Genomic DNA, 12,181 nt, shown 5'->3' on the forward strand with positions numbered 1-12,181 from the left:
CCGGACCGTCCCCGTCACCGTCAGGCCACGGTGTCGGCCGGAGGCTCGGGCACGGTCGCCGAGGCGGTCGTCGCCGTCGGGGCGGTGGCGGTGTCGGTGGTGCCGGGCGGCGGCGGGTCGTCGGTCGGATCGTCCGTGGGATCGTCCGTCGGGTCACCGGTCGGATCGTCCGTCGGGTCGACCGTGGGATCGTCCGTCGGGTCACCGGTCGGATCGTCCGTCGGGTCCGTCGACGGGTCGTCGGACGGCGTCGGCTTCGGGGAGGTCTTCGACGGCGACGGCGACGGCTTGCCCGACGACCCCGTCGTACCGCTCGGGTCGTCCGACGGCCCCGCCGAGTCCGACGGGGTGGGGTCGTCCGACGTGCCGTAGGTGCCGTCGGGACCGGGGCCGGTCGGTTCGGGCAGGGTGCCCGGGGTGTCCCCCTCGTCGCCCGCCTTGGGTCGGTCCGCGACGAGGCCGCCGTCGTCGACGCCCTCACTGGCGGACGGGTTGACGCCGACCCGCTCGGCGGGGGTGTCGCCGTTGCGGTCGGAGGTCGCGCCGAGGGTGACGACCGTGCCCAGGACGGCCGCGAGGAGCGCACCCGCGCCCGCCGCGACCAGGTTGCGCCGGGCCCCGCCGACCAGGGTCTTGAGGCCGCTCAGTCGGTGCGCGGGCGACCGGGAGCCGTCCCGCCGGGAGACGAGCGTCGTCTCGCCGATCGCCGGTGCCGAGGAGGCCCCGCCCTGGTCGGCCGGCCCCGAGCCCCACGCTCCCGAGCCGGACGGAGACCCGAGACCGGAGCCGTTCGAGCCCACCGCGCCGAACCCGGCTCCGTCGGAGCCCACTGCCCCGAACCCGGCTCCGTTCGCGCTCACCGTCCCGAACCCGATCGCGGCCACGCCCGACGCCCCGAGGCCGGCCCCGGTCGGGCCGGCGGGCGGGTACGCGGACGGCACGCCTCCGGGCGGCGAGGCCGACTCCTCGTGCCGGGCGTCCGGCACCTCCTCCCCCGCCGCCGTGCGCCCGCCGGGCGGTGTCGCCCCGGAGCGGTCGGCGACCAGGGCGAGGGCCCGGCGTCCGGCGACGGTGCCGCGCTTGTCGGCGAGGACGTTGCGCAGCCCGATGGAGGCCTCCAGCTCCGCTCGGGCCCGCTCCAACTGCCCGGAGCAGAGCGCGAGAACGCCCAGCTCATGGTGGAAGTAGGCCTGTTCGCCGGTCTCACCGGCGAGACCGGCCGCCTCGGCGCCGGCCCGCAGCGAACGCTCCCAGGCGTTCCAGCGCAGCCCGGCGGCGAACGCGGGCGCCGCCTGCCGGGCCAGCACCACGGCGGCGCTCTCCTCGTCCTCACCGGACGGGGTGGTCGCCGGCACGAGCGCGGTGAGGGCGGCCAGGACGGCGTCGGCCTCGGCCGAGACCCGCTCGGGGGTGACCGAGGGGTGCCCGGCCCACCAGGCGTAGTGCTGGGCGGCGGTGCGGGCGCGCGCCTCGGTGTCGTCCGCGTACCCGGCGGCCTCCAGCTGGGTCCCCACCCCGGCGGCGAGCCGGTAGCGGGAGCCGACAGGTGTCACCAGGGCGCAGCCGACGAGTTCGCCGAGGGCGGCGTCGGCGTGGGTGTCGCCCACCAGGGCGGGCAGGTGCGCCTGGTGCGGGATCTCCCCGCCGAGCGCGACGGCGAACCTGAGGGTCTCGCGGGCGGAGGCGCTCAGCCGGGAGGCGAGCAGCGCGGCGGGCGCGGCCCCTTCGGCGAGCGACGGCAGGGGCAGGTCGTGCCCGTCCGGGACGGCGTCGAAGGGCGTGTCGACGGGCGGCGCCTCCTGGAAGACCCCGAACTCGTCGACGGCGTCCGCGCCGGCGCGCTGCCGGTCCCGCTGCCTGAGCAGCGCACCGGCCTGGGTGAAGCGCAGCGGCAGTCCCTCGGACTCGAACCAGAGGTCGCCGGCCCAGTTCTTCTCGTCCTCGGTGAGGGGCCGCCCGACGGCGCGTTCCAGCAGCTGTTCGCTGCCGGCCCGGTCGAAGCCGCCGAGGACGATCTCCTCCAGGGGCGCGTCGGCGGACGGCAGGGGCGTCGCGGGGGTGGCGCCGATGAGGAAGGCGCACTCGGGGGTGGCGTCGAGCAGTTCGTCGAGCGCGATCCCGCCGAACTCCAGGTCGTCCAGGACGACGACCGCGCCGATGTCCCGCACGATGTCGAGGATCTGCTGCCGGGCGGGCCGGAACAGCGGTGTGCTGTACACGGCTGCGAACAGTTCGTACAGCAGGTCGTCGACCGTGCGCCGGAAACCGCTCAGCCGGACGACACCGTCGGGGGCCAGATCCGCGCAGTCCTCGGCGACCGCGTCGAGGAGTGTGGTGCGACCGGAACCGGGGGCTCCGGTCAGGCGCACGGAGCGGCCGCGCGCCAGCAGCCGTACGAGGCGTGCTCTCTCCTCGTCGCGCTGGAGCAGCGGCAGCCTGGGCAGCGAGGGGCCCGGGGGCACCGGCGGCAGGGCGGCGCGGTCGAGGACGGCACGCTCGGCGGCTGTGTGCTTCAAGGGCTGACCAGGCAGTTCGCCCGGTGGGCAGTGCTCTATCTCGCTGCCGTCGACGGGGTTGACGGTGAGCAGGAAGTCGCCCGAGACGAGTTGGACGGTGCGGGCGAGCGCCGGGGCGTGCCGGTCGAAGTCCTGCGTCAGCGCGTCCCGTGGCGGACGTTTGCTCTGCGCCTGTGCGTCGTCATGGCCGTACTCTTCGGGTCCCCGGTTGTTCGGGTCCATCGGTCCTAGCCCCCCAAAAGCGTCTCGTGTGCTGGAGCCCCTCCCGGCCGTGTCGCACACCGCGCTGTCGCTTCTGGTCCGGAACCCGCTCGAGGGTAGCTGGCGGCGGGCAGCCGAACCCTAAACCTTCGCACAGTATCTCCGACAGTCCGGGGTCCCGCGCCGTCCGAGACATCACAGTCTCGTGAGGATTGCGAGCGTGGTGCGTTTCGCCCACATGGTCCCCACGGGTGCCCCGCAGACACAGAGCCATACGTACGGGCCCGTACACGCGTTCACACTCTGGGCAACGACTCCAGACCGATTCCGCCCTCGATCGCGAGGATGCGGTGCAGCCTGGTGGCCACCAGCAGCCGCTGCATCTGCGGTGGCACATCGCGCAGCACGAGCCGCCGTCCGCACCGTCCCGCCCGCCGGTGGGCTCCCATGATCACCCCGAGTCCGGTGGCGTCCCAGGAATCCAGCTCTGACAGGTCGAGCACCAGGTCGCCGGCTCCGTCGTCGACGGCCGAGTGCAGGACCGTACGGGCGTCCGCCGCGCTGCGTACGTCGAGGCGGCCCCCGACGACCAGCTCGGCGTGGTCGCCCCTGATGTACATAAGCGCTCCCGTGAGTGCGTCTCGTACTCCGTGATGAGTGATGCAACGTCTGACGGTGTTTGACACCGTCAGGTTGCCGTCTGTGAGCGAACCGATACCGAATTCACCTCAAGGGGTGAGGCCGGAGAGGCTCATGCGTTCACATGCGTGGGAGGGGCCGCCCGTGACGTGCGGGCCGGCGTGGGCCGGGTCCGCGTCAGTAGGTGTAGAAGCCCTGCCCGCTCTTGCGTCCGATGTCACCGGCGTCCACCATCCGGCGCATCAGCTCCGGCGGGGCGAACTTCTCGTCCTGCGACTCGGTGTAGATGTTGCTCGTGGCGTGCAGCAGGATGTCGACGCCCGTCAGGTCCGCCGTGGCCAGCGGTCCCATCGCGTGGCCGAAGCCCAGCTTGCAGGCGAGGTCGATGTCCTCGGCGGTGGCGACGCCCGACTCGTACAGCTTCGCGGCCTCGACGACGAGGGCGGAGATGAGACGGGTCGTCACGAAGCCGGCCACGTCCCGGTTGACGACGATGCAGGTCTTGCCGACCGACTCGGCGAACTCCCGTGCGGTGGCGAGCGTCTCGTCGCTCGTCTTGTAGCCACGCACCAGTTCGCAGAGCTGCATCATCGGCACCGGCGAGAAGAAGTGGACGCCGACGACCCGCTCGGGCCGCTCGGTGGCCGCCGCGATCTTGGTGATCGGGATCGCGGAGGTGTTGGAGGCGAGCACGGCGTCCTCGCGGACGATCTTGTCGAGCGCCCGGAAGATCTCGTGCTTGATCTCGAGCTTCTCGAAGACGGCCTCGACGACGATGTCCGCGTCGGCGACCGCGTCGAGGTCGGTGGTGGCGGTGATCCGCCCCAGCGCCGCCTCGGCGGCCTCGGCCGCCAGCTTCCCCTTGCTCACGAACTTGTCGTACGACGCCCTGATGCCGCCGATGCCACGGTCGAGCGCCTCGTCGGTGACGTCACGCAGGACGACGTCCCAGCCCGCCTGCGCGGACACCTGGGCGATCCCGGACCCCATGAGTCCGGCTCCGATCACGGCGAGCTTCCGTGCCACTGTGCGACTCCCCTGGTACGCGCTGTCGATGACTGACCTCTCGGCCGGACACTAGCGCTCGTGAGGGGCTGTGTGACCGCTTAGTAACGCGAGTCACGTCTCAAAGGACGGACATCACACCGGCAGCACTCACTCGATGGGTCGTACGGCGTAGTTGAGCACCTTCTCGCTCAACAGGCCCTCCATGCCGTCCAGAAGAAGAAGCACCTCTCGTGACACTTCGCCCGGATTGCGCCCGTCGAGCATCTCGCGCCCGATGACGGCCATCACCGTCTGGTGGACCCAGTTGATCTGACCCGCGATCAGGGTGGGGAGGGGGTCGTCGGGGGCTGCGCCGGTCTCCTCCCGGAGGGCCGCCTCCAGGCTGTCCTGGACCTCCTGCTGGATGCTCCACAGCCGGGACCGCAGCGCGGGCGCCTCGTGGATGGCCTTCATGAAGCGGTCGTAGCCCTCCATCAGACCGACGCGCGGCGAGACTGCCTCGACCTCGGCACGCAGCTCGCGCAGCACGGCGGCGACGGCCGACTCGCCCCGGTCACGACCACGCACCCAGCGGGCGAGCCGTTCGACGATGCCCGCGCTGCGGTCGAAGAAGAGGTCCTCCTTCGCCGGGAAGTAGTTGTAGACCGTGTTCACGGAGACGTCGGCGGCCTCGGCCACCTCCGCGATGGTGACGGTCACGAAGCCGTGCTCCAGGAACAGCCCGGTGGCGATGTCCGAGATCCGCTGCCTCGTCTCGCGCTTCTTGCGCTCCCTGAGCCCCTCTGCCATGGGCACATCGTAGGTCGCTCCGCCGGGCGACGGCGTTTCCCTGGGGTCACTGAAAACTTGGTGACATTGCAAATTTTCAGTGACTCTGTTTTTCTGGGGTCATGCCCATCATCAGTGCGGCCGGACTGAGCCGTACCTTCCAGACGAAACGCGGCCCCGTCGAAGCCGTGCGCGGAATCGACCTGACCGTGCGCCCCGGCGAGATCCTCGGCCTCCTCGGCCCGAACGGCGCGGGCAAGACGACGACCCTGCGCATGCTCACCACCCTGCTGCCGCCGACCGGCGGCGCGGCCACGGTCGCGGGCCACGACCTGGCGACCGACCCCTCCGGAGTACGCCGGGCCTGCGGCTATGTCGCGCAGTCGGGCGGGGTGGACCCACAGATCACCGTGCGGGAGGAACTGGTCACCCAGGGACGGCTCTACCGCCTGACGAAGAGCCAGGCCACCGAGCGGGCCGAGGAGTTGGCCCGGGACCTGGACCTCACCGGGCTGCTGGACCGCAAGTGCGCCACGCTCTCGGGCGGTCAGCGGCGCCGGCTCGACATCGCGATGGCGCTCACCCACCGGCCCCGGGTCCTCTTCCTGGACGAGCCGACGACCGGACTCGACCCGGCGAGCCGCGCCGACCTCTGGGAGTTGGTCCGCCGACTGCGCGACGAGCGCGGCACGACCGTCTTCCTGACGACGCACTACCTCGACGAGGCGGACGCCCTCGCCGACCGGATCGTCGTCGTCGACCAGGGCCGGGTCGTGGCGGACGGCACCCCGAGCGCGCTCAAGCTGAAGCACGGCGGCTCGATCGACGCCACGCTCCAGGACACCTTCCTGGCCATCACCGGACGCGGCCCCTCCCCCGCCGACAACACCCCCGTAGCCGTCTAGAACCGGTCCGAGGACTCCCATGCTGCTTCACGACACCGCGCTGATCTTCGGGCGATACGCCCGCCAGACCCTGCGCTCCCGCTTCGCGATGCTGTTCGGCGTACTGATGCCGCTGCTGTATCTGCTCTTCTTCGGTCCCCTGCTCGCCGACGTCCCGCTCGGCTCACGGGGCAGCTCCTGGCAGGTGCTGGTGCCCGGCCTGCTGCTGCAACTGGGCCTGTTCGGGGCCTCGTTCGCGGGCTTCATGGTCATCCTGGAGAAGCAGACCGGAGTGATCGAACGCATGCGCGTCACCCCGGCGAGCCGGCTCGCCCTGCTGCTGGGCCGGGTGCTGCGCGACGCGGCGGTCTTCGTCTTCCAGGCATTACTGCTGGTCCTCGCCGCCCTCGTCATGGGACTACGCGCACCCCTCGCCGGCGTCCTGATCAGCTTCGCCTTCGTGGCCGCGCTGACCGTCTCGCTCGCCTCGCTGTCGTACGCGCTCGCCATGAAGGCGCGTTCCCAGCACGAGTTCGGCCCGGCGGTCAACGCGCTGACCATGCCGTCGATGCTCCTGTCGGGTCTGATGCTCCCGATGTCGCTGGCCCCGGGCTGGCTGGACGTCCTGTCCCACTTCGTACCGTTCCGCTATCTGGTGGACGCGATGCGGGACGCGTACGTCGGCGCGTACGCCACCCCGGCCATGCTGTACGGCGTTCTGGTGGCCGTCGGACTCACGGCCGTCTCCGTGACGGTGGGCACACGGGTCTTCCGGACGGCCGGGGCGTAACTACGCTGGTCACATGGTCAATCTCACGCGCATCTACACCAGGACCGGCGACCAGGGCACCACCAACCTGGGCGACATGAGCCGGGTGCCCAAGACCGATCCGCGGATCTCGGCGTACGCGGACGCCAACGAGGCCAACGCGGCGATCGGCACGGCGGTCGCGCTGGGCGGACTGGACGAGGAGATCGTCAAGGTCCTCGTGCGGGTGCAGAACGATCTGTTCGACGTGGGCGCCGACCTCTCCACCCCCGTCGTCGAGGACCCCGAGTTCCCGCCGCTGCGGGTCGAGCAGTTCTACATCGACAAGCTGGAGGCGGACTGCGACCGCTTCAACGGGGAGCTGGAGAAGCTGCGCTCCTTCATCCTGCCCGGCGGCACCCCCGGCGCGGCCCTGCTGCACCAGGCCTGCACGGTGGTCCGGCGGGCCGAGCGCTCGACCTGGGCCGCCCTGGAGACCCACGCCGACGCGATGAACCCCCTCACGGCGACCTACCTCAACCGCCTCTCCGACCTCCTGTTCATCCTCGCGAGGACGGCGAACAAGGAGGCCGGGGACGTGCTGTGGGTGCCGGGCGGGGAGCGGTAGGCGCCGCGCCGGGGGGCTAGTCGCCCGTCGTGCCGCGAACCCGCTGGTAGAGGCCCGTCGCGACGAGGACAGCACCCACGCACATCATCACCACGCCGACCTTGGTCAGGGTGACGACCGGCACCTCCATCCCGTCCGTGAACAGCCACAGCACCAGGCCGATCACGAAGGTGCCGGTCCCTTCCCACACGTTCCTGGACGCCCCGACCACCGTCCCGCTCATCGCCCGGCCCTCTCCTTCGCGTACCCCGAGTCCCGGTCCCCGCCCTTCGGGGCGTCCGGCTCCTTCTTCGGCCAGATCGTGTAGGCGAGGGCGACCAGCCCGTGGATGCCGGCGGCCCGGAGGGCCACCCACTGGAACGACCTCAGCGAATCGACGTTCCCGTCGTCGCCCACGTACCAGACGGCCAGCTGGAGCAGGGCCAGCGCCACCCCGGTCGCCACCAGCGTCCGGGTCCAGAGCCTGCCCTCGTGCCGGGCCCTGGCCAGGCCGTACTTCGGCGGCCCCGCCGGCTTGGGCCCGCCGCCCAGGCGATGCGCCGCGTGGCCGTCCAGCCACTTGATCATGTAGTGGCCGTAGCCCACGGTGAAGCCGATGTAGAGCGCGGCCACCCCGTGCTCCCAGCTCGGCTCGGCGCCGTTCTTCAGGTCGATCGCGGTCACGACGAACAGCACCAGCTCCAGCACGGGCTCGCAGAGCAGCAGCACGACACTGGTCCGGCGCTTCTTCCACAGGTAGCGGACGGCCAGCGCCAGGGCCAGCAGCACCCAGAAACCGACCTCGCAGGCGATGATCAACGCGACGATCACGACTCGCTCCTCTCGTTCACCCTTCCAGGCTCCCGGCGAGCGGCCCCCGATACGTCGTCGGCGGTGACGAAGTGCCGGTACATCGAAAGATGCAGTCCAGGACCGTTCCCGGGCACCAGGCGCCGGATCCCCGTCCCGTGTTGGATGGAGGGCATGGCCGTACGACCGCCCCGCCCGCACCGGATGGACCTGTGCATCGCCGCCGCCGGACTCCTCGGCGGCCTGCTGCTGTGGGTCCTGGGCCTCGACACCCGCACACCCCGCGACGGCATCGTGGTGTTCGAGAGCCACTGGTGGGTCCTGCCGCCCCTGGTCGTGACGGCGGGCTGCGAGGCGCTGCGCCGCGTCATGCCCCGCACGGCCCTGATCGTCGGCTGGGCCGCGCTGACCCTGGACACCATGACCCAGGGCAGCCTGATCACGGTCCTGATGTTCACCGACCTGGTCTACGCGGCCGTCCTGTACGGCCCACCCGCCACGGCCCGCCGGGTGCCCTGGATCGCCGGACTGGTGACCGTCGCCTTCACCGTGGTCCCGCTGACGGCCTTCCGGGATCCCGAGGCGCTGCTGATCGGCGTGGTGGTCGGCCTAGTCTCCCTGATGCCCGCCGGCACCGGCTGGATCGTGCGCAACCACCGCGACGCCGCCGAGGCGGCCCGGCTGCGCGCCGAACAGACGGCCCTGCTGGCGGAGATGGACCGCGCCCAGGCCGTCGTGTCCGAACGGGCGCGCATGGCACGGGAGTTGCACGACATGGTCGCCAACCATCTCTCGGCGATCGCGATCCACTCCACGGCCGCCCTCTCCCTCGACGACCCGGGCACCTCCGAGGAGGCCCTCGGGGTCATCCGCGAGAACAGCGTGGCGGGGCTGGCGGAGATGCGCCGGCTGATCGGCATCCTGCGGGATTCGAGCGACGACACCGAGCCGTCCGTCGCACCCACACTCGACGGCCTCGAATCCCTCGTCGCGGGCGCCCGCACCAATGGTCTCGACGTCACCCTGGACGCCGACCACGCCGAGACCCTCCCGGCCCCCGTCGAGCTGGCGGCCTACCGCATCGTCCAGGAGTCGCTCACCAACGCGCTCAAGCACGCCGCCCCGGGCCGGGTCACCGTCGCGCTGCGCCGGGCGAACGGCTCCCTCGACATCGCCGTGACCAGCCCGTACGGCGACCGCGACGGCCCGAGCGCACCCGGTTCGGGAGCCGGTCTGGTCGGGATGCGCGAGCGGGTGGCCCTGCTGGGCGGCACGTTCGAGGCGGGTCCCGAGAGCGCGCGGCACGGCAAGATCTGGAGCGTACGCGCCGCGCTCCCCGTCACCGAAGGAGAACCCGCATGATCCGTGTGCTCGTCGCCGAGGACCAGTCCGCCGTACGGGCCGGGCTTGTCCTCATTCTGCGCAGCGCGCCGGACATCGAGGTGGTCGGGGAGGCGGCGGACGGCGAGCGGGCGGTGGCGCTCGCGCGGGAGCTGCGGCCGGACCTGGTGCTGATGGACGTGCAGATGCCGCGCCTGGACGGGGTGTCCGCGACCCGCCAGGTGGTCGCCGAGGGGCTGGCCGACGTCCTCGTCCTCACCACGTTCGACCTCGACGAGTACGTCTTCGGGGCGTTGCGGGCCGGGGCCGCCGGGTTCCTGCTGAAGAACACGGAGGCGAGGGACCTCATCGAGGCCGTCCGGGCGGTGGGGCGCGGCGAGGGTCTGATCGCCCCGGCGGTCACCCGGCGGCTGATCGCGGAGTTCGCCGCCAGGCCCGTACGGGAGCCCTCGGTCGATCCGGCCGTCCTGGACTCCCTCACCCGGCGGGAGCGGGAGGTCCTCTCCTGTCTGGGCGAAGGGCTGTCGAACGCGGAGATCGCGGTTCGGCTGGACATGGCGGAGGCGACGGTGAAGACGCATGTCAGCCGGCTGCTGGGAAAACTCGATCTGCGCAGCAGGGTGCAAGCGGCCGTGCTGGCACAGGAGTTGCGGGTCTGACCCCGGTACGACCCCGGTAGCGACTCGGTAGGACCCGGCCCGGGGTGCCGGTGGGTGCCGGGCGTGAGCGCATTGGTCCAGACCCATTGACCTATGGTCCAGACCTTTCTATTCTCAGCCACACTGCGCCACGTCATGCTCATGATCAAGACACCCCACAAGGAGGCGCACATGCGCTTCAGGCACAGAATCACCGCGGGTCTCGCGACCCTTCTCCTCCCCCTCGCCGGCCTCGTCGGTCTCGCCACCCCCGCACAGGCGGCCACGGAGGCGACCGCCACCTACGCCAAGCCCCAGGACTGGGGCACCGGCTTCGAAGGCAAGTGGACGGTGAAGAACACCGGCACCACCACCCTCAGCTCCTGGACCGTCGAGTGGGACTTCCCCTCCGGCACAACGGTCACCTCCGCCTGGGACGCGGACGTCACCTCCTCCGGCACCCACTGGACCGCCAGGAACAAGTCCTGGAACGGCACCCTCGCCCCCGGCGCCTCCGTCTCCTTCGGTTTCAACGGGAGCGGCTCAGGCTCCCCGGCCAACTGCAAGCTCAACGGCGCCAGTTGCGACGGCGGTCCCAGCGTCCCCGGCGACGCGGCACCCTCCGCCCCCGGCACCCCCACCACCTCGGACGTCACCGACACCTCGGTGAAGCTGAGCTGGCGCGCCGCCACCGACGACAAGGGCATCAAGAACTACGACGTCCTGCGCGGCGGCGCCAAGGTCGCCACCGTCACCGGCACCACCTACACGGACACCGGCCTGAGCGCCGGTACCGACTACTCCTACACCGTCCAGGCCCGTGACACCGCCGACCAGACCGGCCCGGTCAGCGGCGCGGCGGCCGTCCGGACCACCGGGGGCGGCACGAACCCGAACCCCGGCTCGAAGATCAACCTCGGCTACTTCACCGAGTGGGGCGTCTACGGCCGCAACTACCACGTCAAGAACCTGGTGACCTCGGGCTCGGCAGCCAAGATCACCCACATCAACTACGCGTTCGGCAACGTCAAGAACGGCCAGTGCACGGTCGACGACACCTACGCCGCCTACGACAAGGCGTACACCGCCGACCAGTCCGTCAGCGGCACCGCCGACACCTGGGACCAGCCGCTGCGCGGCAACTTCAACCAGCTCCGCCAGCTCAAGGCCAAGTACCCGCACATCAAGGTGCTGTACTCCTTCGGTGGCTGGACCTACTCCGGCGGCTTCGGCCAGGCCGCGCAGAACCCGGCCGCGTTCGCCAAGTCCTGCAAGGCCGTCGTGGAGGACCCGCGCTGGGCCGACGTCTTCGACGGCATCGACATCGACTGGGAGTACCCGAACGCCTGCGGTCTGACCTGCGACACCTCGGGCCCGGCCGCCTTCAGGAACCTGATGTCGGCGCTGCGTACCGAGTTCGGCCCGAACTACCTGGTCACCGCGGCCATCACCGCCGACGGCTCCTCCGGCGGCAAGATCGACGCGGCCGACTACGGCGGCGCCGCGACCCATCTGAACTGGTACAACGTGATGACGTACGACTACTTCGGCGCCTTCGACAAGGACGGCCCGACCGCCCCGCACTCCCCGCTGACCTCGTACTCCGGGATCCCGCAGGCCGGCTTCAACTCGGCCGACGCGATCGCCAAGCTGAAGTCGAAGGGCGTCCCGTCCGCCAAGCTGCTGCTCGGCATCGGCTTCTACGGCCGCGGCTGGACCGGCGTCACCCAGTCCGCCCCCGGCGGCACGGCGACCGGCGCGGCCCCCGGCACCTACGAGGCGGGCATCGAGGACTACAAGATCCTCAAGAACTCCTGCCCGGCCACCGGCACGATCGCCGGCACGGCCTACGCCCACTGCGGCAGCAACTGGTGGAGCTACGACACCCCGTCCACCATTGCCGGAAAGATGACCTGGGCGAAGAACCAGGGCCTGGGCGGCGCCTTCTTCTGGGAGTTCAGCGGCGACACGACCAACGGAGAGCTGGTGAACGCGATCAGCAACGGGTTGAAGTAGAAGCT

At 71.2% G+C, this 12,181-nt stretch carries 12 protein-coding genes; 6 read left to right on the forward strand and 6 right to left on the reverse strand.

What is annotated here, in order from left to right:
- Positions 1 to 20: 20 nt before the first annotated feature.
- The 4 genes from HW837_RS38970 to HW837_RS38985 form a co-directional block, all read right to left on the reverse strand.
- Positions 21 to 2,738, reverse strand: coding sequence for an orc1/cdc6 family replication initiation protein (locus HW837_RS38970; protein ID WP_193381844.1), 2,718 nt, complete (start codon positions 2,736 to 2,738; stop codon positions 21 to 23).
- A gap of 275 nt (positions 2,739 to 3,013) precedes the next feature.
- Entirely contained in the window at positions 3,014 to 3,337 is a 324-nt protein-coding gene (locus HW837_RS38975; protein ID WP_033526497.1) for an STAS domain-containing protein, read from the reverse strand.
- 196 nt (positions 3,338 to 3,533) lie between these two features.
- Positions 3,534 to 4,382: a 3-hydroxyacyl-CoA dehydrogenase family protein gene (locus tag HW837_RS38980; protein WP_045558919.1), complete on the reverse strand. Its 849-nt coding sequence runs from the start codon at positions 4,380 to 4,382 to the stop codon at positions 3,534 to 3,536.
- Between the two features lie 129 nt (positions 4,383 to 4,511).
- Complete coding sequence (locus tag HW837_RS38985) at positions 4,512 to 5,153, reverse strand: TetR/AcrR family transcriptional regulator (RefSeq protein ID WP_093790656.1); 642 nt, start codon at positions 5,151 to 5,153, stop codon at positions 4,512 to 4,514.
- Positions 5,154 to 5,254: 101 nt separating this feature from the next.
- Between HW837_RS38985 and HW837_RS38990 the strand changes: the two genes are divergently transcribed.
- Genes HW837_RS38990 through HW837_RS39000 form a run of 3 tightly spaced genes read left to right on the forward strand, consistent with a single transcriptional unit; the run spans position 5,255 to position 7,392 of the window.
- The gene (locus HW837_RS38990) at positions 5,255 to 6,037 is read left to right on the forward strand and encodes an ABC transporter ATP-binding protein (RefSeq protein ID WP_193381843.1); all 783 of its coding nucleotides are present in this window, start codon (positions 5,255 to 5,257) and stop codon (positions 6,035 to 6,037) included.
- A 19-nt stretch (positions 6,038 to 6,056) separates the two neighbouring features.
- Positions 6,057 to 6,806 carry an ABC transporter permease gene (locus HW837_RS38995; protein ID WP_193381842.1) on the forward strand — a complete coding sequence of 250 codons (750 nt, stop codon included), beginning with the start codon at positions 6,057 to 6,059 and terminating at the stop codon, positions 6,804 to 6,806.
- A 13-nt stretch (positions 6,807 to 6,819) separates the two neighbouring features.
- Positions 6,820 to 7,392, forward strand: coding sequence for a cob(I)yrinic acid a,c-diamide adenosyltransferase (locus tag HW837_RS39000; protein ID WP_045558922.1), 573 nt, complete (start codon positions 6,820 to 6,822; stop codon positions 7,390 to 7,392).
- A 16-nt stretch (positions 7,393 to 7,408) separates the two neighbouring features.
- Here the strand turns inward: HW837_RS39000 and HW837_RS39005 are convergent, their stop codons facing one another.
- Together HW837_RS39005 and HW837_RS39010 are read right to left on the reverse strand one after the other, a co-directional pair.
- Positions 7,409 to 7,615 (reverse strand): DUF5708 family protein, encoded by a 207-nt coding sequence (locus HW837_RS39005; RefSeq protein ID WP_193381841.1) that lies wholly within the window; start codon positions 7,613 to 7,615, stop codon positions 7,409 to 7,411.
- Positions 7,612 to 8,202 carry a hypothetical protein gene (locus tag HW837_RS39010; protein WP_045558924.1) on the reverse strand — a complete coding sequence of 197 codons (591 nt, stop codon included), beginning with the start codon at positions 8,200 to 8,202 and terminating at the stop codon, positions 7,612 to 7,614. The genes HW837_RS39005 and HW837_RS39010 overlap by 4 nt, the downstream gene beginning before the upstream one ends.
- Before the next feature lie 153 nt (positions 8,203 to 8,355).
- On the opposite strand from HW837_RS39010, the gene HW837_RS39015 reads away from it, so the two are divergent.
- The 3 genes from HW837_RS39015 to HW837_RS39025 all read left to right on the forward strand — a co-directional run bounded on the left by HW837_RS39015 (position 8,356) and on the right by HW837_RS39025 (position 12,176).
- Positions 8,356 to 9,543 (forward strand): sensor histidine kinase, encoded by a 1,188-nt coding sequence (locus HW837_RS39015; protein WP_193381840.1) that lies wholly within the window; start codon positions 8,356 to 8,358, stop codon positions 9,541 to 9,543.
- Positions 9,540 to 10,181: a response regulator gene (locus HW837_RS39020; protein ID WP_045558926.1), complete on the forward strand. Its 642-nt coding sequence runs from the start codon at positions 9,540 to 9,542 to the stop codon at positions 10,179 to 10,181. The genes HW837_RS39015 and HW837_RS39020 overlap by 4 nt, the downstream gene beginning before the upstream one ends.
- A 171-nt stretch (positions 10,182 to 10,352) precedes the next feature.
- On the forward strand, positions 10,353 to 12,176 hold the full coding sequence (locus HW837_RS39025; protein ID WP_193381839.1) for a glycoside hydrolase family 18 chitinase: 1,824 nt from the start codon (positions 10,353 to 10,355) through the stop codon (positions 12,174 to 12,176).
- Positions 12,177 to 12,181 lie beyond the last annotated feature (5 nt).

The sequence above is a fragment of the Streptomyces caniscabiei genome, from assembly GCF_014930365.1.
In the GTDB taxonomy this organism is placed as follows: Bacteria; Actinomycetota; Actinomycetes; order Streptomycetales; family Streptomycetaceae; genus Streptomyces; species Streptomyces caniscabiei.